At 33.4% G+C, this 21,380-nt stretch carries 14 protein-coding genes; 8 read left to right on the plus strand and 6 right to left on the minus strand.

The genetic code is table 11. The features are described from left to right. Positions 1 to 432, minus strand: a complete 432-nt coding sequence (locus NLG42_RS22730) for a PaaI family thioesterase (RefSeq protein WP_089058738.1) — start codon at positions 430 to 432, stop codon at positions 1 to 3. 248 nt (positions 433 to 680) lie between these two features. Between NLG42_RS22730 and NLG42_RS22735 the strand changes: the two genes are divergently transcribed. The 5 genes from NLG42_RS22735 to NLG42_RS22755 all read left to right on the plus strand — a co-directional run bounded on the left by NLG42_RS22735 (position 681) and on the right by NLG42_RS22755 (position 11,436). Continuing rightward, complete coding sequence (locus NLG42_RS22735) at positions 681 to 2,192, plus strand: hypothetical protein (RefSeq protein WP_257682493.1); 1,512 nt, start codon at positions 681 to 683, stop codon at positions 2,190 to 2,192. A gap of 292 nt (positions 2,193 to 2,484) precedes the next feature. Then, entirely contained in the window at positions 2,485 to 6,138 is a 3,654-nt protein-coding gene (gene purL, locus NLG42_RS22740) for a phosphoribosylformylglycinamidine synthase (protein WP_413614438.1), read from the plus strand. A 375-nt stretch (positions 6,139 to 6,513) separates the two neighbouring features. Next, positions 6,514 to 8,919 carry a TonB-dependent receptor gene (locus NLG42_RS22745; protein ID WP_099719335.1) on the plus strand — a complete coding sequence of 802 codons (2,406 nt, stop codon included), beginning with the start codon at positions 6,514 to 6,516 and terminating at the stop codon, positions 8,917 to 8,919. A gap of 136 nt (positions 8,920 to 9,055) precedes the next feature. Continuing rightward, positions 9,056 to 9,499: a hypothetical protein gene (locus tag NLG42_RS22750; RefSeq protein WP_257682495.1), complete on the plus strand. Its 444-nt coding sequence runs from the start codon at positions 9,056 to 9,058 to the stop codon at positions 9,497 to 9,499. Positions 9,500 to 9,657: 158 nt separating this feature from the next. Continuing rightward, positions 9,658 to 11,436: an AMP-dependent synthetase/ligase gene (locus NLG42_RS22755; protein WP_257682496.1), complete on the plus strand. Its 1,779-nt coding sequence runs from the start codon at positions 9,658 to 9,660 to the stop codon at positions 11,434 to 11,436. A gap of 119 nt (positions 11,437 to 11,555) precedes the next feature. On the opposite strand, the gene NLG42_RS22760 is transcribed toward NLG42_RS22755, so the two are convergent. Both NLG42_RS22760 and NLG42_RS22765 read right to left on the minus strand, forming a co-directional pair. Beyond that, a complete protein-coding gene (locus tag NLG42_RS22760; protein ID WP_099719338.1) occupies positions 11,556 to 12,059 on the minus strand; it encodes a hypothetical protein in 504 nt (167 codons plus the stop codon). Positions 12,060 to 13,404: 1,345 nt separating this feature from the next. After that, positions 13,405 to 14,502, minus strand: a complete 1,098-nt coding sequence (locus NLG42_RS22765) for a slipin family protein (protein ID WP_257682497.1) — start codon at positions 14,500 to 14,502, stop codon at positions 13,405 to 13,407. A 1,094-nt stretch (positions 14,503 to 15,596) separates the two neighbouring features. Between NLG42_RS22765 and NLG42_RS22770 the strand changes: the two genes are divergently transcribed. Beyond that, a complete protein-coding gene (locus NLG42_RS22770) occupies positions 15,597 to 15,995 on the plus strand; it encodes a helix-turn-helix transcriptional regulator (RefSeq protein WP_257682498.1) in 399 nt (132 codons plus the stop codon). Positions 15,996 to 16,390: 395 nt separating this feature from the next. On the opposite strand, the gene NLG42_RS22775 is transcribed toward NLG42_RS22770, so the two are convergent. The 3 genes from NLG42_RS22775 to NLG42_RS22785 all read right to left on the minus strand — a co-directional run bounded on the left by NLG42_RS22775 (position 16,391) and on the right by NLG42_RS22785 (position 19,226). Then, the gene (locus tag NLG42_RS22775) at positions 16,391 to 16,888 is read right to left on the minus strand and encodes a hypothetical protein (RefSeq protein WP_257682499.1); all 498 of its coding nucleotides are present in this window, start codon (positions 16,886 to 16,888) and stop codon (positions 16,391 to 16,393) included. Positions 16,889 to 17,170: 282 nt separating this feature from the next. Continuing rightward, entirely contained in the window at positions 17,171 to 18,592 is a 1,422-nt protein-coding gene (locus NLG42_RS22780) for an RtcB family protein (RefSeq protein WP_257682500.1), read from the minus strand. Positions 18,593 to 18,665: 73 nt separating this feature from the next. Further along, positions 18,666 to 19,226 carry a hypothetical protein gene (locus NLG42_RS22785; RefSeq protein ID WP_089058727.1) on the minus strand — a complete coding sequence of 187 codons (561 nt, stop codon included), beginning with the start codon at positions 19,224 to 19,226 and terminating at the stop codon, positions 18,666 to 18,668. Between the two features lie 126 nt (positions 19,227 to 19,352). Between NLG42_RS22785 and NLG42_RS22790 the strand changes: the two genes are divergently transcribed. After that, positions 19,353 to 19,967 carry an HD domain-containing protein gene (locus tag NLG42_RS22790; protein ID WP_257682501.1) on the plus strand — a complete coding sequence of 205 codons (615 nt, stop codon included), beginning with the start codon at positions 19,353 to 19,355 and terminating at the stop codon, positions 19,965 to 19,967. A 243-nt stretch (positions 19,968 to 20,210) separates the two neighbouring features. Continuing rightward, positions 20,211 to 21,248, plus strand: a complete 1,038-nt coding sequence (locus NLG42_RS22795) for a helix-turn-helix transcriptional regulator (RefSeq protein WP_257682502.1) — start codon at positions 20,211 to 20,213, stop codon at positions 21,246 to 21,248. Positions 21,249 to 21,380 lie beyond the last annotated feature (132 nt).

Below are 21,380 nucleotides of genomic sequence, written 5' to 3' on the forward strand. Positions count from 1 at the left end.
TTATTCACTTTTCTTTCTGTCCAAAACCATATTCGTCAATTTGCAAAGCGAAATCAAATTCCCTTCTTCATCCGTAATTTTAATTTCCCAAAGATGAAGACTTCTTCCTTTATGAATAATTCGTGCTGTTCCAAAAACAACACCTTCACGAATACTTTTTAAATGATTTGCCGAAATTTCGATACCGCGAACTTCTTGTTCCTTTGCATTAATAAAAAAATGCGAAGCGGCACTTCCAACACTTTCTGCCAAAGCTACCGAAGCTCCACCGTGCAACAATCCCATTGGCTGATGAACACTTGGGTTTACAGGCATTTTTGCCGTTAAAAAATCTTCTCCAGCATCGATATATTCTATTTTCAGCGTTTCCATCAATGTATTTTTAGAAAACTCATTGCAGTACGCTAAAATCTGTTCTTTTGTATAATTCATTAAAATAAATTTAAAATCGTAAAATTAAAGAAAGATAAGACACAAATTGAAAAATCAGATTCTAAAATTAAAAATTCAACTTCAAACGTGTAAGTTTTTTGTTATTTTTACAAAAACAATCAAAAATTAATCTTTGGCCAATTTTTTTTTGCCACAGATTACACAGATTTACACAGATTATTTTTTTCTGCATTTAAGCAAAAATCTTTTTTAATCCTTTTCAATCTGTGGCTAAAAAAACTATGTAAATGCGTCAATACTTTGCAATCTTCGTTCTGGGTTTAATTTTAGTTTTCAGTTCTTGCCGAACTGACTTTGATACCGTTGCCAGTACTGGAGATTTAAAGTTTTCAAAAGACACCGTTTATTTGGACACCGTTTTTAAAAACATTGGCTCAAGCACTTATCAATTAAAAGTATATAATCGAAGTAAAAACGATATTTCGATTCCTGTTGTGCAATTCAAAAAAGGTCTAAACTCAAAATACCGCATGACTGTTGATGGTATGAGTGGCAACAATGGTAAAATTTTCAACAATGTTACACTTCTTGCAAAAGACAGTTTGTACATTTTTATTGAAACCACTGCAAATATTACAGATGCAGATCCCTCAGATTTTTTATATACTGATGAAATTCAATTTGACAGCGGCGCAAATTTGCAGCAAGTAGCTTTGGTGACTTTAATTCAGGATGCTGTTTTTTTATATCCGAATCAAAATCCGAACGGAACAAAAGAAAAAATCAAAATTGACGGCAAAGATGTTGACGGATTTTATCTCAACGAAAATGATCCTGTAAACGGAAATGAATTACTTTTCACCAAACAAAAACCGTATGTAATTTATGGTTATGCAGGAGTTCCAGAAAACAAAACAGTCACATTCGAAGCCGGCGCAAGAGTTCACTTTCATACCAACTCAGGATTATATGTTGGCAAGAATGCTTCTCTTCAAATTAATGGAACTACTTCAACAACAGAAAAACTTGAAAATGAAGTTATTTTTCAAGGCGATCGACTAGAATCCCTTTATTCAGATATTCCTGGACAATGGAAATCGGTTATTCTTGAAAACGGAAGTAATAACCATTCAATCAAAAATTTAACTTTAAAAAATGCGATTACAGGACTAGATATTAGAAATTCAGTCAACACAATTCAAATTAAGAATACCCAAGTTTATAATTGTGCTGAATATGGAATTTTAGCACAAAACGCCCGAATTAACGGAGAAAATCTAGTTATAAATTATGCCGGCCTAGCCAGTTTATCGTGTGTTTATGGTGGTAATTACAGTTTTACGCATTGCACTTTTAATAACAATTGGCAAAGCAGCTCACACTTTGCAGTTAATCTAAGCAATAGTTTGGCAGGTAAAATGCCAGAAACGAATGCGCTGACGCAGGCAGCTTTTAATAATTGCATAATTTATGGTTCAAATACCAACGAGTTTAATTTAAACAAGAACACAAACGCACCATTTATTTATCAATTGAACAATTGTCTTTTAAAATTCAGCAGTTCAACCACAAATCCTGATTATCAATTTAAAACGGATACGCAGCATTACAGCAACATCATTCTCAATGAAAATCCGAAGTTTTATAATGTCAATCAGAATAAATTCAATATCGATAAAACTTCTGCCGCTTTCGCGAAAGGAAATCAGTTGTATATAATTCCGTTAGATATTTTAGGAACAACAAGAACTTCTCCACCAGATTTAGGAGCTTATCAGAGTACAGCTTTTCCAAAATAGTTTTCACACAAAAGACATTTTTTTCCACCATATAAGTTATAGAAAAAATTTAAGTTTTGTGAGATTTGTTGCTCGCAAAGTCGCAAAGTTTTTTTATCAATTAGGCTTAAAAATAGGTTTTGCCTCTTTGCGCCTTTGCGAGATTAAAAAATAAACTTCTAAAATGAACTTATATAACTTATATGGTTCAAAAAATCCTGTCATTTTTTTTCAAAAGAGTTTGTTATCAAATTTGCGCTTGCTATTTATTTACATTAAATTTGCACCTCAATACAACAAACTACACAAAACAATGATCCATTTCTTTGAAAACCAAAGCAAAACTGTTTTTGCCGTACAGACGCAAAACGAAATTTCAGCTCAAGACATTTCAAAATTAAACTGGCTTTTTGCCGACTCGAATAAGATCGAAAAATCCGCATTGACGGGTTTTTTTGTTGGTCCTCGCGCCACTATGATCACACCATGGAGCACAAATGCTGTAGAAATCACTCAAAACATGGGTGTTCCGGGCATTATCAGAATTGAAGAATTTCATCCAGCAACGGAAAATTTCACTGATTTTGATCCGATGCTTTTTCAAAAATTCAACGAATTAGATCAAGAAATCTTCACTATCAACATTCAGCCGGAACCAATTCTGGAAATTGATGATATTGCAACTTACAATAAAGCTGAAGGTTTAGCTTTAAGTGACGAAGAAGTAGAATACTTAAACAATCTTGCAACAAAACTAGGAAGAAAACTAACTGATTCGGAAATTTTTGCTTTCTCACAAGCAAATTCAGAACACTGTCGTCATAAAATCTTCAACGGAACTTTTGTTATTGACGGTGAAGAAAAAGAAACTTCTCTTTTCAAGTTAATCAAAAAAACATCACAGGAAAATCCTAACGATATTGTGTCTGCTTACAAAGACAACGTTGCTTTTGTAAAAGGACCTAAAGTGCAGCAATTTGCACCAAAATCAGCTGACAAACCTGATTTTTACGAAATAAAAGAATTTGATTCGGTTATCTCCTTAAAAGCTGAAACACACAATTTCCCAACAACAGTTGAGCCTTTCAACGGAGCTGCAACAGGTTCTGGAGGAGAAATTCGTGACCGTTTAGCAGGAGGACAAGGTTCATTGCCATTAGCAGGAACTGCAGTTTATATGACTTCATATTCTCGTTTGAACGATGACAGAAAATGGGAAAACGCTCTTGAAGAAAGAAAATGGTTATACCAAACACCAATGGATATTCTGATCAAAGCTTCAAACGGAGCTTCAGATTTCGGAAATAAATTTGGTCAGCCGTTAATTACAGGTTCCGTTTTAACTTTCGAACATTCAGAAAACGACCGTAAAATTGGTTACGACAAAGTAATCATGCAAGCGGGAGGAATTGGATACGGAAAATTGGATCAATCCATTAAAAAGAAACCGCAAGAAGGCGATAAAATCGTAATTCTTGGAGGAGAAAATTATAGAATCGGAATGGGTGGTGCTGCAGTTTCTTCTGCAGATACTGGAGCTTTCGGTTCAGGAATCGAATTAAATGCCATTCAGCGTTCAAATCCAGAAATGCAAAAACGTGCTGCAAACGCGATTCGTGGTTTAGTAGAAAGCGACAACAATCCAATTGTTTCTATTCACGATCACGGAGCTGGCGGACACTTAAACTGTCTTTCTGAATTAGTAGAAGAAACTGGAGGTTTAATTGATTTAGACAAATTACCTATTGGAGATCCAACACTTTCTGCAAAAGAAATTATCGGTAACGAATCTCAGGAAAGAATGGGATTGGTTATTGGTCAAAAAGATATCGATACTTTACAAAGAATCGCTGATAGAGAGCGTTCGCCAATGTATCAGGTTGGAGATGTTACGGGCGATCACCGTTTTACTTTTCAATCAAAATCAAATGGTTCAAAACCGATGGATTATGCTTTAGAAGATTTCTTCGGAAGTTCTCCAAAAACGGTTATGAACGACAAAACTATCGATAGAAAATATGCTGATGTTGCTTACAACACTGCAGATTTTGAATCATATTTAAAAGACGTTTTACGTTTAGAAGCTGTTGCTTCAAAAGACTGGTTAACTAACAAAGTAGACCGTTGCGTTGGAGGAAAAGTAGCGAAACAACAAAATGCAGGTCCGCTACAATTGCCTTTAAATAATGTGGGCGTTATGGCTTTAGATTATTTAGGTAAAGAAGGAATCGCAACTTCTATTGGGCACGCTCCTATCGCTGCTTTAATTGATCCAGTTGCAGGATCTAGAAATGCAATCGCAGAATCGTTATCAAACATTGTTTGGGCTCCAATTAAAGATGGTTTAAAAGGAATTTCATTATCTGCAAACTGGATGTGGGCTTGTAAAAACGAAGGCGAAGATGCTCGTTTGTACGCTGCTGTTGAAGGTTGTTCAGAATTTGCAATCGAATTGGGAATCAATATTCCGACAGGAAAAGATTCACTTTCGATGAAACAAAAATATCCAAATGACGAAGTAATCGCGCCGGGAACGGTTATTATTTCGGCTGGAGGAAACTGCACAGATATTAGAAAAGTGGTTGAACCTGTTTTACAGAAAAACGGAGATTCTATTTATTATATCAATTTATCTCAGGATGATTTCAAACTTGGAGGTTCCTCTTTTGCACAAATTAGAAATACAATTGGAAACGAAACTTCTACTATAAAAGATGCTTCTTTCTTTAAAAATGCATTTAATACGATTCAGGAATTAATCGGCGAAAACCAAATTTTAGCAGGTCACGATATCGGAAGCGGTGGTTTAATCACAACTTTATTAGAATTGTGTTTTGCTGATGTAAATCTTGGAGCAAAAATTGATTTTTCAGCTTTCGCAGAAAAAGACTTGTTGAAAATCCTTTTCGCTGAAAATATCGGAATTGTTTTCCAAGCTAAATCTGACGAAGCTGTTGAAGCTAAATTGAACGCTAACAATATCGAGTTTTTCAAATTAGGAAAAGCAACAACTACTGAGACTTTAGACCTTGGACTTTGGACTTTAGACATAAAAGCTTACAGAGACGTTTGGTTCGAAACTTCTTATTTATTAGATCAAAAACAATCTAAAAACGGAAGAGCTCAAGCACGTTTTGAAAACTATAAAAATCAGGTTTTAAATTATACTTTCCCTGCACATTTTACAGGTAAAAAACCTGAAATCGATAATTCTAAACCAAGACCAAAAGCTGCTATTATTCGTGAAAAAGGAAGTAATTCTGAGCGCGAAATGGCAAATGCAATGTACTTAGCTGGATTTGATGTAAAAGACGTTCACATGACCGATTTAATTTCGGGTCGTGAAACTCTTGAAGATATTCAGTTTATTGGTGCTGTCGGAGGATTCTCTAATTCAGATGTTTTAGGTTCTGCAAAAGGCTGGGCTGGAGCTTTCTTATACAATGAAAAAGCAAAAACAGCTTTAGATAATTTCTTCAAAAGAGAAGATACTTTATCTGTTGGAATCTGTAACGGATGCCAGTTGTTTATGGAATTGGAAGTTATTAATCCTGAGCATGAAGTTCACGGAAAAATGCACCATAACGAAAGCCAGAAACACGAAAGTATCTTTACTTCTGTAAAAGTTCAGGAAAACAATTCGGTTATGTTATCGACTTTGGCTAGAAGTACTTTAGGAGTTTGGGTTTCTCACGGAGAAGGTAAATTCAAATTGCCTTATTCAGAAGACCAATACAACATTGTTTCTAAATATGCTTATGAAGGTTATCCTGCAAACCCAAATGGTTCTGATTACAACACAGCAATGATGTGTGATAAAACAGGAAGACATTTAGTAATGATGCCTCACATTGAGCGTTCTACTTTTCAATGGAACTGGGCACATTATCCAAAAGACAGAAATGACGAGGTTTCGCCTTGGCACGAAGCTTTTGTTAATGCCAGAAAATGGATTGAGAAAAACTAAGAAATATTTTTTTACTAAAACGCCCGAATTTTATCGGGCGTTTTTTTTATAGCCACAGATTATCACAGATTACTCTTCTATCAATTAGAAAATCATTCTAATCCTTTATCCCGATAGCTATCGGGAGTGGCAAAAAATCACTTTCCCACAATCTTGTCATTCCGAGGAACGAGGAATCACACTCGGGATTCGACAAAGATTATCCATTTAGATTGTGGAGTTGCTTGTGTGATCTCTCCTTCGTCGAGATAACAAACTATGCATATTTGTGGTTAGAATAAAAACAAAACTATTTAAAACTATTCTAAGATTAATTTAATGGTATCTTAAGACAGCTTAAGCAAGCGTAAACATTCTGGTAAATATCTTTGTTTCATGAAAAATATGATCCAAAAATTATTCCTGCTGATTTTCTTATTTACTATAAGCCAGTTTTCTTTTGCTCAAAAAACCGCGGCTATAAAAGGAAACATTACTGACGGAAAACTTCCTGTCGAATTTGTCGATGTGGTTCTAAAAAGCGCCAGCGATTCTACCAAAATAGCCAATTACGCAGTAACTGATGTTTTAGGAAACTTTGCTTTAGAAAACATTCAATCTGGAGATTATCAACTTCAGTTTAAAATAATTGGGTTTAAAACTATATCTCAAAAAATAAAGGTTTCTGAAAGTCCAATTTCTATTGGAACCATAAAATTGCAAACCGACACCAATTTACTAAATGATGTTGTTGTAAAGTCTCAGAGAAAACAAATTCAAAGAACAGATGAAGGATTTGTTTTTAATGCCGTTTCAAACATTTCACAGTCCGGCGGTACAGCAACAGATATGTTAAAAAGTATTCCAACTGTTGCAGTAGATGCTGAAGGCGGAATAACACTAAGAGGGAAATCGCCAATGATTTTGATTAATGGTAAAAATTCGGCCATTACAAATATGGATCAAATTGCGGCAAGCAGTATAGAAAGTATCGAAGTCATAAGCAATCCGACAGCAAAATATGACGCTAATGCTGAAAGCGGAATTATAAATATTAAGCTTAAAAAGAACAATCAACAGGGGATAAATGGAGCGGTAGTTCTAGGCGCTGGTTTTGGTGCTAAAGGAAGAATGAACAGCTCTGTGATCTTAAATCACAAAACTGAAAAATGGAATTTTGGTTTAGCCTATGATAATCGTTTTGCCGGCAGAACTAAAAAGATAAATGCTGACCGAACCAATTTTTTCATAGACGACGAACATTACATTCATCAAAATAGAGATGATGCTCGTACAGAAGGTTTACAAAACTTAAAATTTAATGTCGATTTTACTCCAAACGACAAAAACAGCTTTTCATTTGAAGCACTCGGAAATTTAGAAAATCAAGATAACGACGAAACTTTATACACACAAGTAAATACAAGTACAAATCAGTTTTTTTCGAGCAACAAACGTCATTCTTTAGAATTGGAACGTACAAAAGTGGGGGAATTTGCTTTTAATTACGACCGAAAATTTTCTGACGATAGAAAAAGTCTAAACGCAAGTATTACTTCTTCTTTCAACAAACATAAAGAGAACACCGATATTGATACTTATAATTATGACGCTTATAAACAACAAATAGGCGATGCTGCATGGCAAAGAACTCATAATTATACAAATGAAAATATCTCGAATGCTATTGTAAATTATACCATTCCTGTATCTGAAAAATCAATTGTGGAAACTGGATATAAAGGAACATTTCGTTTTTTTGACTCAGACTTTGAAAGTGCCGATTTGACAAACGGCGAATATATCGTTAATCCTTTGGCAAGCAATACTTTTAAATACAACGAACAAATAAATGCTGTTTACGGAATGTTGAATTCGTTTATTGGCGAAACTGACAATCCTAAGTGGAAATATAATTTAGGACTTCGTGCAGAACAAGTTTCAAACAATGGTGAAACGCAGAAAAACACTGATAATTTTTCAAATCATTATTTAAAATTGTTCCCTTCCGCTTCTTTACAAATGAATTTAAAACCAGATGAGTTTATCAAATTTGGTTACAGCAAGCGTATTAACCGTCCAGATCTAGACGATTTAAATCCGTTTATTGATATTACTGATGCGCTGAATCCTCATACTGGAAATCCTTATTTAAAACCAGAAATTATTCATATTGCTGAAGCAAGCTACAATAAAAACTGGGAAAACTATTCTTTTTCTACCAATGCTTTTTACCGAAATGCAAAAGACGCGATTAGACAATATGCAGAATTGCAGGACAATGGTGTAATTTTGCAGCAGCCAAGAAACATAGGAAGTACGGTAACTTATGGTTTAGAAACTATTTTTACCTTAAAACCATTCTCTTTCTACGATGCCAATATTAGTTTAACCGCTTTCGAACAAAAAATAGATGCTACAAATCTAACTCAAGATGTGGTGAAAAATGCTTTTAGCTGGTACGGAAAAATCATCAATAATTTTGTTCCTTGGAAAGGCGGAAAACTTCAGATTATCGGAAATTACAATTCGGCTTTAACAACAGCACAAGGAAAACGAATTCCAGTTTACAATGTCGATATGGGTTTTCAGCAGAAACTTGGAAAAGGAAACGCACGTTTAGGTTTGGTTGTTACCGATATGTTTAACACGCTCGAAAGCGGTTACAAAAACAACACTTTACTATTTAGCAATAATAGAACTAACAAATCAGATACTCGTGCATTTATGCTGACTTTTGCTTATACTTTTAAATCTGATTTTAAAGAAAAATTATTAGAAAATCAGTTCTCTACAGAATAGTTTTTCACAGAAAAATAAAAATATTCATTCTTATAATTTGGATTCTAATTTCTACTGAAATTTGAACTATATTCGCCAAAAAGTTCGAGCCCAAGAACTTTTTGGCCCATTCCAAAAACAAATTAACCTACATAGAATGAAATTTTACAAAGCACTCCTTTATGCGCTATTTCTAGTCGCAGCTCAATCGCATGCACAAATTAAGATTGACAAAATAAGATATAAAATTCACGATCATTTTATTACAACAAAAATTGGCTATCCAATTCAAGGCACGTTTTTATACGAAGGAAAAACCGAGCCAATTGTACAATTGAATGCTAACGGAACAGGAACTTTTCAATACGAAGATTTATCCAAAAAAAGTATAAACTGGGGAATTGAATGTTCTGAAGACGGCATTCCAATTTTTAAAGAAGGTTACAACAGCGCTTCATATACCATGTGGTACAAACCAAACAATGAAGAAGATTGGATTTATGTTCAATTTTCAATTCATTTCAACAAAAAAAAAATGTTCATAATGGGCGAACGAATCAAAGATTATTCTGAAGATTCTGAATCGAAAAAACGCTCTTAAAAAATAAATAATTCTTGTTTTTTCTAAAATTTACTACAAAAAAGAAAACGTTTTCGTTGATTTTTAAAAGTACCTATAAATTTTCCCATAAAATTCCATAAAATTAAAAATTATACCTATTTTTTATTTAATTTGCGATAAAATTCAATATATTAAACATGGTTTCAATCACACGCCTTTTTGATTTTCCCTATTATCAACAAGAAACTTACGATCTTCCAGTTGCGTTAGCAACTAAAAAAAATGGAGTCTGGGAAAAAACATCTAGCCAGGAATATATTGCAAAGGCAAATGCTGTTTCGAGAGCATTATTGCGCATGGGCGTTCAAAAAGATGATAAAATTGCCCTAATTACCTCAAACAACCGTACCGAGTGGAATATTATGGATATTGGTATCCAGCAGACTGGTGCGCAGAACGTACCTATTTATCCAACAATCTCTGAGGAAGATTACGAATATATTTTGAACCATAGCGGCAGTATTTATTGCTTTGTTTCGGATGTAGAAGTACTTGAAAAAGTAAATCTTATCAAAGCAAATGTGCCGACTCTAAAAGAAGTTTATTCTTTTAATGAAATTGAAGGCTGTAAACATTGGTCTGAATTATTAACTCTTGGTGAAGACCAAAGCAATCAAACCGAAGTTGAAGCAAGAAAAGACAGTATAAAAACGGATGATTTAGCCACTATTATTTATACTTCTGGAACTACAGGAAGACCAAAAGGTGTTATGCTTTCGCATAGAAACATTGTTTCTAATGTTTTAGACAGTGCACCAAGAATACCATTTGATCCAGGAAAAAGCACTGCTTTAAGCTTCCTGCCTATCTGCCATATTTTTGAAAGAATGATTTTGTACATCTATCAATATTATGGTATTTCAGTTTATTTTGGTGAATCTATTGAAAAAATCAGTGACAACTTAAAAGAAGTTCGTCCAAACGTAATTACAGCTGTACCAAGACTTTTAGAAAAAGTTTACGATAAAATTTATGCTAAAGGAAGTGAATTAACAGGCATCAAGAAAAAATTATTTTTCTGGGCTATTGATTTAGGATTAAAATACGAACCATACGGAGCCAACGGTGCTTGGTATGAGTTTCAGTTAAAAATTGCCCGTAAACTTATTTTCAGCAAATGGAAAGAAGGTTTAGGAGGAAATTTAGATTTAATGGTTTCTGGAAGCGCCGCTTTGCAGCCACGTTTAACAAGAGTTTTTGCTGCTGCAGAAATTCCAGTTATGGAAGGTTACGGTTTATCTGAAACATCGCCTGTAATTGCTGTAAACGATCAAAGAAACAGAGGTTTTAAAATTGGAACTGTTGGAAAACCAATTCGTAACATCGAAGTAAAAATTGCCGAAGACGGTGAAATTCTTTGTAAAGGACCAAATGTAATGTTAGGTTATTTTAAAGATCCAGAAAAAACTGCCGAAGCTTTGCAAGACGGTTATTTCCATACTGGTGATATTGGTGAAATCGACAGCGAAGGTTTCTTGAAAATTACTGACCGTAAAAAAGAAATGTTCAAAACATCAGGAGGAAAATACATTGCACCGCAAATCATTGAAAACGCGATGAAACAATCTCGTTTTATTGAACAGATTATGGTAATTGGCGATGGTGAAAAAATGCCGGGTGCTTTTATTCAGCCAAATTTTGAGTTCGTAAAAGAATGGGCTAAAATTCATAAAATTACTTTAGGAAATACAGACGCAGCAATTAGTGCCAATGCCGATGTAATTAAACGTATAAATGAAGAAGTCGAAAGCATCAATGAAAAATTTGGAAACTGGGAAAAAATTAAACGTTTTGAGCTTACTCCAGATGTTTGGTCTATCGACGGAGGTCAGCTTACTCCTACTCTAAAATTAAAACGTAAAATCATTAAAGAAATCTATAAAGATCTTTACGCAAAAATCTACGATCACAATTAAAATTCCAAAATAATTAACCAAAGAAAAACGGCTGTCTAAATTTTAGACAGCCGTTTTTTATTTAATGAAGATCTCTTCAATTTACCAATTTCATTTTGGCAGTTTCGAACTTCTGTTTACTAGAAGAACATGCTTTTAAAATCGCGAAAGAAATTCCTTCTCTTAGACTTTTTCTCAGCCTTTTCTTTTTTCACAGAACTCTTTTTTTCAAAAACTGCTTTAGCTTTCTCAATCCGTTTAACTGGTTTTGTTTCTTCAGTTTTAGAATTTTCGTAAAACTTTTTGAAAGGACGCGGCTCAAAATCAACCAAAATTGCCGCCATATTTATAGCATCGATATTTGATGGATCTGTTTCACCTTTAAAGAAAGTTTCGATAGGTCTAAACTTATCTTTCTTCTCCTTAAACTTATTCTTTTTGGTGTGATCGAAATCTAAGCCTAAAAGATTACTAAAAACATTCGAGTCATCTTTCGTTGGGTTATTTTCGAAAATCAACCAGCATAAATCACGAAGTTTTCCACGAGAAGGCTTGTACAAATAATCAAAGTATTTACCTTCTTTTTCTAACTCGTATTTTTTTCTAATTGCTTTTTTATATTGTTGTAATGTATTGTTTTGCATGATATTTTGATTTTGTAATTCTTGGGAATCTCAGGAAATCGAAGGCTTTTCTAAGAAATCCAATACCACAAAAGTTCAAAAGCACCATTGCTTTAACAGAGAAATATCTCTAAATGATATATATAATTTCCTTAAAATTCACCTTTCCATTCCATAGGTTAATAAGTTCCAAATCCATCTTTCTTCTCGAGGCAAATGGCGGCTCACTAAATTCCACTTTATCTGTTTGACCACTATAGTCTGACCTAAGTCCTATTTTTTGATTCATCCTTAAATTTTTATTATTAAACTTTCTTTTTTAAGCTTCTGAGACACTATCCCGAAGCTTCGAGACTAAGCAGTTACGCTTTTTCTTTTTGAACTCTGAACCTTTGTCACTTTCTGTCTTTGCCTCTAAGGCAAAAAAAAAGCACCCAATTAAAGGTGCTTCATAACAAATACGATATAATTATCCTATTGTCTATATTGATGCACCAACATGTAAAAGCATTCACTATTCGAAGTCGCGGCTGCTAGTCTTGGGTTGTATATGTATAATTTAAAACTCATTTTGTTTTATTTTTTAAAATTGTTGTTGTTGTTGTTGTTGTTTGAAACTCGTTGCTTCAATTTTGTCAGGCAAAGATAATATCGAAAAAATCATATTTCCAAATATTTTTTAAGATTAATTTTCTAATTATCAATCAATTAACCCTAAAATTAAAACAAAGAAATCCCTGTCCACAAACTGGTGCAGATTTATCTTTTTATCAAATGACTGTTACTCATCAGATTACTTTCCAAGATTATATTTCGCTATTTTGATTAATCATTAAACATTTGGTCAATTATTTTTTTAAAATATTTTTGGTTAAAGTTTATTTTTCATCTTTTTGTTGTCATATTGAGCAAAGTCGAAACATTTTTCTTGTCACACTGAGCGATTTTTATTGTCACACTGAGCGAAGTCGAAGTGCTAAAAACAAAAAAAACGCCCTGAAATTAGGACGCTTTTCTATTTTATGATGAGTTTAACTCTTAATTTTACATTATCCTTTCATAAAAATACATACGCATCCAAACATCTCAGCTGGAAAATCTCCGGCTAAATGTTCAAAATTTTTGATTATTGAAAGTATCATATGTATTTTTCTGTTTTTTAATTACAGATACAAATGTAGTATATTTTGTGATAATTTAACAAATTTTACAAAAATTAAGTTATTTGTAACAAAACAGCTCAAAGATTCCTATTTATAAGTTTTGCATTTCTCTCTTGTTCGAACGAGTCTCCCGATTGCGAATTCAATTAAAAATCAAAATAATTAACCAAAGAAAAAGGCTGTCTTTTATCAGACAGCCTTTTTTATTTCACGAAGATTTCCTTTAATTGACTGATGACGTTTCCGCCGCCTGAAATTGTGATTTCACCAATTTTATCAGCGATTTTCTCCACATATTCCATTTCTTTCAATTTCCACAACATTTCGTTTTCTTCCATCAGCTTTGCAGTGTTTAGCAAACTTCTGGTTGCGGCGGTTTCTTCTCTTCTCATGATACTGTTAGCTTGCGCTTTTTTCTCGGCAACCAAAACCTGATTCATGATTTCCTTCATATCTCCTGGCAAGATTACATCTCGAATTCCGGCATCAGAAATTACCAATCCCAACTCGTTGATCTTAGTCGTTACTTCATCCAAAATCGCTTCGGCAATGGTGTCCTTTTTGCTCAATAATTCATCCAAAGTCAATCCTCCCACAAAAGCTCTCAAAGCCAATTGCATGGCTACATACAATTGTTTTTCGAAGTCTTTATTATCAACCAAAGCTTTCATGATATCAACCACTTGGTATCTCACAAAAAAGTTGATTCGTAATCCTGCTTTATCCTTCGTTAACAATTCCTGACCAGAAATCTCGACTTGTTGTTGTCTTGCATCAACAGTTTTAACTTCGATCGTGATAGCGTTGTTCCAAAAGTAGTGTGTTCCGGCTTTTAACTCTTTTACAAAAGTTCCGTTTACAAACAACAATGCTTTATCATTGCTTGAAACAACATACTTTCTTGTAAAAAGTCTTAATTGAGCATTTTCTAACAAATTGACAGCAACATTCTCAGTAATTTCAATTTTAGAAACATCCACTCTTGTGAATTCATTTTTTACAATACCTTTCCAGAAAGCAAATCTGCCCGCAGACAAAACACCTTTAAAGTTTCCGTTTACGAATTGCAAAACAATCTCATTATCAGCAACCTCAACAATTTGCAACATAGAAGCCAATTTTTCGTTTTGCAACAAAATATTCAACTCAAATGGCGCCTGAAAAGCTGTATTCATATGGTAAGTCATTACATTTTTGTCTCCAAAAATCCAATGCAAACCCGCTTCTAATACATTCACTAATTTTCCGTTCTCGAATACCAAACCCACTTGGTAAGCTTCGATTTTAATTCTTTTTATCATAATATTTTTATTTTGTTTGTTTTATATGTTTTGTTTCAAGTCTCAAGTTTCAAGTTTCAAGTTTCAAGTTTAACACTACCGAAATCTTTCTTCTATCCTCTTTCTTCAATCCTCTTTCTTCTATTATCTTTCTTCTATAATCTATTCTCTATCTTCTATAATCTTTCTTCTATAATCTATTCTCTATCTTCTATCTTCTCTAATCTTTCTAAATAAAAAAACTTCATTGTCTCTCTCCTCCCAGAAAAACGGACAAACAGCTTGCGGTTTGTTTACTCCTATTGTTTTGCGATTCTATTTTGTAAAAGCGATTCTAAGAATCCTTAAACAATCAAACCGAAAAGAAAATGAGTATTTCAAAATACATTTCTGTTCGTACTGGTTTTATCATGAGTGTGAAATTTAGTCCCTCCCGATCCCGAAGTTTCGGGACTGAACTAAAATTTCACTGACAAAGACAAATCAGTTTTCTTTGAATGAGCATCTTTTTAAGAGTGATGCGCTCTGGCGACAAGCCGCTGTCAAACTGAACCAAATCAGTGCAGGATTCGAACCTGCGAACTTTCTATTACTCTACCGGATTGAGTTATCGCATTGCTGCGAATGGGATTCGAACCCACAACATATAGAGTGAGATCATTTTTTGGAAAACAATCAAAACCTCCAAATCAAGTTGCATAGAAAAACATAATACGCTTTTGCGAAAAGTTCTCTACAATGGTGCTATACAGAAACACGCAACAGGACTTGTTTGATATTTTAAATCAAAGTTTCCTTTGATGAATTTCAGTTTATAAAAGAACTTGTTTTATTTCTTGAGCAAATATTCAAATTGTAGTACGCAGTAATTCTGCGTAGTAATTAGATTATTTTTAAAAAAGGTTTTAAAACAAAAAAACGCCTTGAAAATCAAGGCGTTTTAGTTTATAATCTATGTTTATTTTATTGAAACAATTCTTTTCTAATTTTTATTAAAGTAAGAAAAAGCGTATATTTACGCTGTGCAAAAAAACAACCGAAACCGTAGTTTACCAAATAAATCCTGTTTTTTACCAATCTTTAATTTTTTCGAAAATTTTAAATACCTTTGAATTATGAGCACAGAAACTAGACCCAGAAATATTGGCCGAAATATAAGCCGAATTAGAGAGCTTCGCGGCATGAAACAAGGAGCACTTGCTGATGCTATTGGCACAACCCAACAGACTATTTCGAACATTGAAACCAGCGAAACTGTTGATTTCGAAAAATTGGTAGAAATTGCAAAAGCACTTGGCGTAACAGTAGAAGCGATTGAAAATTTTACGGAAGAATCTGTTTTTAATTTCTTTAATAACTTTTATGATAATAGTTCAAGTCAAGGAAATAGTTTTAATCAAGGCATGAATGCAACTTTCAATCCTCTTGATAAAGTTGTTGAGCTTTACGAACGTTTGGTTCAGGCTGAAAAAGAAAAAGTCGAGTATTTAGAGAAGTTGTTGAAAGGGAAATAAGAATTTTTCTTTTTATATAAAATTGAAAAAAGCGCAAAACTTATGGTTTGTGCTTTTTTTGTTAATTCAATTATTATTTACTTTTAATTAATCATCACTGTTGCTATTCCCTTGCATTATCAAGGTTCATTTAGAGCAAATCGTTTTTTTAGCCACTCCCGATAGCTATCGTGATAAAGAATTAAAGGGATTAGTAAAAATATGCGTAAAAAAATTCTTTGCGGTTATAATAGCCACAAAGTTTGTCATTTCGACCTAAGGAGAAATCTTCGCGAGAAACTCTACAAAGTTTGGATTCACTTTGCGGAGCTGCTTGTGGAGATTTCTCCTTAGGTCGAAATGACATGAAATGCGAAAAAACCTTTGCCCTTTTGTAATGCTGTTCCTTGAAATACTCAATTTTCAATTAGCCATTTCTCTGCCTTTTCGATAACTTCTTCCTCGATAGTATCTAGATTAAGATCTTTGTAATACCAATTGACTTCGCCTGCAGACAAATCATCCCAAACATATTGAAGAACCGAGAAATCAACTATATCTTTATCTACAGCAAATTCAAAATAGAAATGCAGCATATTTTTCAAATTGCCTCTCACATTCTCCCGTTTCACTATTTTGTTTAAAAAATATCTTATATGACTTTTTTGAGACTCTTCTTCATTTTTTGTCGTTAAATTTAATTCTAAAAAAACGGCTTCTAGATAAGGTTTAATTTCATCATAATCAATTGGTTTATAGAAACATGCAAGCGTATAAATAGCTTCGCTCTCATAGCCTAAATTGATCAATTCGATCGCCCAGTCTTCAATTAAATCAATATTTAGAAATTTATAAGTATGAAAGACCAGAATGTAATCTGTCAGTATTTCAAAATCTCTATTTACTATTTCCATGTTTATTTTTTTAATTGCGCAAAGACGCAGAGTTACAACCTTTTATTTTGCCATTCCCGATAACCATCAGGAATGCATGAAAAAGTATTCATAACTTTCCAGTTAAAATAGCCACAAAGTTTGTCATTTCGACGTAAGGAGAAATCTTCGCGAGAAACTCTACAAAGTTTGGATTCACTTTGCGGAGCTGCTTGTGGAGATTTCTCCTTCGTCGAAATGACAAACAGTACGAAAAAAAACTTTGAACCTTTGTTACTCTGTCACTTTGAACCTCTAAATAAACTAATCTTCTCTACTTCCATCATCTGCCATTCTCACTAATTTGGGTGTAAATTTAGCAACTACGTCAACTAAATCTTGTTGCGCTTCCATAACCTGATGTATATCCTTGTAAGCCATTGGCGCTTCGTCAAGGCCTGCACCAATAAGTGTTACACCATGGTCTTTCAAGATCGATTTCATCTCTGTTGGTGTAATGCTTTTTATAGCTTTTGTTCTACTCATTTGTCTTCCTGCTCCGTGTGAAGCCGAGTTTATGGCGTTCTCCTCTCCTTTTCCTCTAACCAAAAATCCTGGTGCAGTCATACTTCCCGGAATGATTCCCATAACACCTTTTCCTGCCGGAGTTGCTCCTTTTCGATGCACAATAACTTCTTCACCATTCCAAACTTCTTTCCATGCAAAATTATGATGGTTTTCGACTTTGGCTAAAATATTGGCTCCTAAAGCTTTTTCCATTTTATTATGGATAATTTCATGACAAGCCGAAGCATAATCTCCTGCTAGATTCATTGCCATCCAATATTCCTGACCTAATTGTGAATTCATATCCAAATACGCTAAGTTTCTTGCAACTTCGGGAAGTTTACAAACGTCTTTGGCTATTTTAGTGTAATGTCCCGCAATTGTTGCGCCCATTCCGCGCGAACCGGAATGCGTTAACAAAGCGACGTATTTTCCTTTTGGAATATTTAAAACGACATCATCTTTTGCAAATTCCATGATTCCGAATTCCACAAAGTGATTTCCTCCGCCAGAAGACCCTAATTGCGACCAAGCTTTATCTTTCAAGTTCTTCACAAACGGATTCATATTAAAAGCATCATTCTCTAAAACTGCATGATCTGATTTATATTGACCATGAAATCCGTGACCCGCTCCAAAAATGGAATTTGCAATTAATTCTCTTTTAAATTTAGCTTCGTTTTCAAAGTAAAAAGCTTCAGGAATATCATAAACAGACAATGCCATTCTACATCCAATATCAACACCAACACCATACGGAATAATGGCATTTTTTGTGGCTAAAACTCCACCAATAGGCAATCCGTAACCTTGATGCGCATCTGGCATTAAAGCTCCCGCAATCGTAACAGGCAGTTTCATGGCAACTTCCATTTGTTTTCTGGCTCCGTCTTCGATATGATCTAAACCATAAGCCGAATATGCATTTGGAGTTTCATTTAAAGCAATAAAATCTTCTGGTTTTTCATTTGCTTTTTCGATTAAAGCAACTGCCAGTTTGCTAAAAATTTTATCGTCAATATAATTTTCAGGATTTTCTAAGACGTTTTTGAAATTAGCAATCATTTCATCTCTTGTGAATCCGTTTCTTTTGGTATTTATTTTTAAAGCAATCCCAATTATTTTTCCTTCAGGGAATCCTAATTCTAATATATCTGTACCGTTTATTTGTGTGTTCATTATTTCTATTTTAAAGGGGCAAAGGTTCAAAGTGACAAAGACGCAAAGGTTTTTCTACTGCTTTGTTGTTATTTTAAAATCGCCCACGATTCTCTTTTTGTAATAATAAAATTTTATGAATTCTCTTAATCTCATTTATAATTGGTCCCATTTCATATTCGATGTTGAACATCTTAAAAATATTCTTATCGCAAAAATATGCTCTAAAAAATGTTCTATTATCATCTACATAAATTAGTGGTCCAACGTATTTTTGCATAACCGTTCCAATAGTAAATTCTTCTAAAAAATCATCTAATTTCTCGTCAAAATGTTCGATATGATTTCGCATATCTCGATTTTTTAAAACACTAGACTCACTAACATTATAAACTTTGCGAAGCTTTTCTGCTCTAATTTTATAATATCCTGTATTCTTTGAAGGCCAAAAAAAACGTGAAATCCCACCTACATTAAGAATGATATTTTGAAATAAATCAAGAATGATATTGTCATTCTTACAATCATAATATCCTTTTTTCCAAAATTTATTTAATGATTCAACATCATTCAAAATTGAACGTGTTTTATTTAATAAAGATTCAACATAAAAACCTTCATTAAAAGGATGGATTTCAAATTCTGAGTTTCTCATGACTATCAATTTTTATCAAAATTAGACAATTGGTTATTATTTTATTTCTTGAACAAAGATTTCAAAACTACTACGCAATTATTTTGCGCAGTAAAAAAAGAATTTTAAATTTGAGTAAAAAACAAGATGAATCTACAGAAAATTTATTCTGAATTACTTTTTAAAATTGGCTTTTCGGTAAATGAAATTCAGCAAAACTGGGCGGATTTAGAAAAGGCATATTCTAAAAAATCAAGGCATTATCATAATCTCACACATTTAAAAGAAATGATTAGGAGTTTTGAAAAATATCGCGATAAACTTCAAAACCCGAATGAAGTGTTATTTTCAATTTTTTATCATGATTTTGTGTATTCGGCTTCTAAAAAAGACAACGAACTTAAAAGTGCTGAATATGCTTTGGCGATTTTACCTGAAAATAGCAATCTAAATAAACAATTAGTATTTGATGCAATCTGTGCGACACAGCAACATCAGCAAAATGCAATTGAAGATATTAATTGGCTAATTGATTTTGATTTGAAAATACTCGCTAAAGATTGGGATGATTACAAAATCTATTTCGAACAAATTCGAAAAGAATACCGAATTTATCCTGATTTTCTATACAAACCGGGACGCGCAAAAGCGTTGAAACATTTTCTGGAGAATGAGTTTATTTTTCAGACTGACGAGTTTAGGAATTTGTATGAAGAAAAAGCGAGAGCAAATATTGAAAAGGAAATTTCATTTTTAATATAAAGTATATCTGTAGAGACGCACGGCAGTGCGTCTACGCAACGAATATCCACAATACGTTAGACGCACTGCAGTACGTCTCTACGGAAAATTGGAACGAAAATAAAATCATTGAAAACGAGATTTCACTATTAACGTAAATGCGTGAGGGATTGAGGCGGTATCCTTTTATGAAGCGATAGCGGAATAAAAGATATAGCCGAAAGCCCGGTTCGCCGCGGCGAAACACGCCCAAAATCATAAAACATGTCACAAAATAAAAATGCTTTAATACGGTACAAAACCATCGATAAATGTCTGCAGAATAAATACAGACAATGGACACTCGACGATTTAATCGAATATTGTTCTGAAGCTTTATTTGAATATGAAGGACGTGCAAACCCAATTAGTAAGCGAACGATTCAAATGGATATTCAGCTCATGCGAAGCGAAAAACTCGGTTATAATGCGCCAATCGTGGTTTACGATAAAAAGTATTATAAATATGAAGACGAAGATTTTTCGATAACCGATATTCCGCTGACGGAAACAGATATGAATGTTTTGACCGAAACGGTTTCCATGCTGAAACAATTCAAGGATTTCTCTTTATTTAATGATGTATCGGATATTTTGCAGCGTTTGGAGGATAAAATCTATTCGGAGAAGTCGCATACAAAACCGGTTATTTATTTGGATAAAAACGAAAAACTAAAAGGGCTTCATTATTTAGATGAAATTTATCAGGCGATTATCAAAAAAATTGTTCTTGTAATTACTTATAAATCGTTTAAATCGAAAGACGAAAATAAGTTTCATTTTCACCCTTTTATTTTAAAAGAATTTAATAATCGATGGTTTTTGGTCGGCAAGAAAAAAGGCTCTGCTCCCATTAGTAATTTGGCACTTGATCGAATTATTGCAATCGATTATGATTTTAACCTTCCTTATATAGAAGAAGATTTTGATGCCAACTTGTTTTACAAAAACGTAATTGGTGTAACTGTAAATACAGGTTCAAGACCCACAAGAATCGAACTTTGGATTGATGCCATAAATGCGCCTTATGTCCTGACGAAACCTTTGCATGAATCGCAGCGTTTAATTAAAGAAAATAATGACAAAAGCATTATCATTCACTTGTTTATTACTTCAAATTATGAAATGGAACGCATTTTATTGGGTTTTGGAGACGGAATCGAAATTCTGCGTCCAGAAAACCTTAGAAACCGCATGAAAAACATTCTTCAAAAGGCTTTATCAAGATATGAAATGGAAAATAGTACTGAATTAAATGCATAATTTTTTACAGAATACAGAATAAAAAACGTTTTAAAAACTAAAAAAAGCTTTTTACAACATAAAAAATGTTAAAATCTAAAAAAAGAATAGTATATTTCACTATAAATAAACCACCAAAACCCTCTAAATCAG

The organism is Flavobacterium plurextorum, from assembly GCF_024638035.1.
Lineage (GTDB): Bacteria > Bacteroidota > Bacteroidia > Flavobacteriales > Flavobacteriaceae > Flavobacterium > Flavobacterium plurextorum.

Excerpts from the sequence above, each read along its gene's own strand:
- NLG42_RS22730 (WP_089058738.1), bottom strand. The coding sequence starts at position 432 with ATGAATTATACAAAAGAACAGATTTTAGCGTACTGCAATGAGTTTTCT.
- NLG42_RS22735 (WP_257682493.1), top strand. The coding sequence starts at position 681 with ATGCGTCAATACTTTGCAATCTTCGTTCTGGGTTTAATTTTAGTTTTC.
- purL (WP_413614438.1), top strand. The coding sequence starts at position 2,485 with ATGATCCATTTCTTTGAAAACCAAAGCAAAACTGTTTTTGCCGTACAG.
- NLG42_RS22745 (WP_099719335.1), top strand. The coding sequence starts at position 6,514 with ATGAAAAATATGATCCAAAAATTATTCCTGCTGATTTTCTTATTTACT.
- NLG42_RS22750 (WP_257682495.1), top strand. The coding sequence starts at position 9,056 with ATGAAATTTTACAAAGCACTCCTTTATGCGCTATTTCTAGTCGCAGCT.
- NLG42_RS22755 (WP_257682496.1), top strand. The coding sequence starts at position 9,658 with ATGGTTTCAATCACACGCCTTTTTGATTTTCCCTATTATCAACAAGAA.
- NLG42_RS22760 (WP_099719338.1), bottom strand. The coding sequence starts at position 12,059 with ATGCAAAACAATACATTACAACAATATAAAAAAGCAATTAGAAAAAAA.
- NLG42_RS22765 (WP_257682497.1), bottom strand. The coding sequence starts at position 14,502 with ATGATAAAAAGAATTAAAATCGAAGCTTACCAAGTGGGTTTGGTATTC.
- NLG42_RS22770 (WP_257682498.1), top strand. The coding sequence starts at position 15,597 with ATGAGCACAGAAACTAGACCCAGAAATATTGGCCGAAATATAAGCCGA.
- NLG42_RS22775 (WP_257682499.1), bottom strand. The coding sequence starts at position 16,888 with ATGGAAATAGTAAATAGAGATTTTGAAATACTGACAGATTACATTCTG.
- NLG42_RS22780 (WP_257682500.1), bottom strand. The coding sequence starts at position 18,592 with ATGAACACACAAATAAACGGTACAGATATATTAGAATTAGGATTCCCT.
- NLG42_RS22785 (WP_089058727.1), bottom strand. The coding sequence starts at position 19,226 with ATGAGAAACTCAGAATTTGAAATCCATCCTTTTAATGAAGGTTTTTAT.
- NLG42_RS22790 (WP_257682501.1), top strand. The coding sequence starts at position 19,353 with ATGAATCTACAGAAAATTTATTCTGAATTACTTTTTAAAATTGGCTTT.
- NLG42_RS22795 (WP_257682502.1), top strand. The coding sequence starts at position 20,211 with ATGTCACAAAATAAAAATGCTTTAATACGGTACAAAACCATCGATAAA.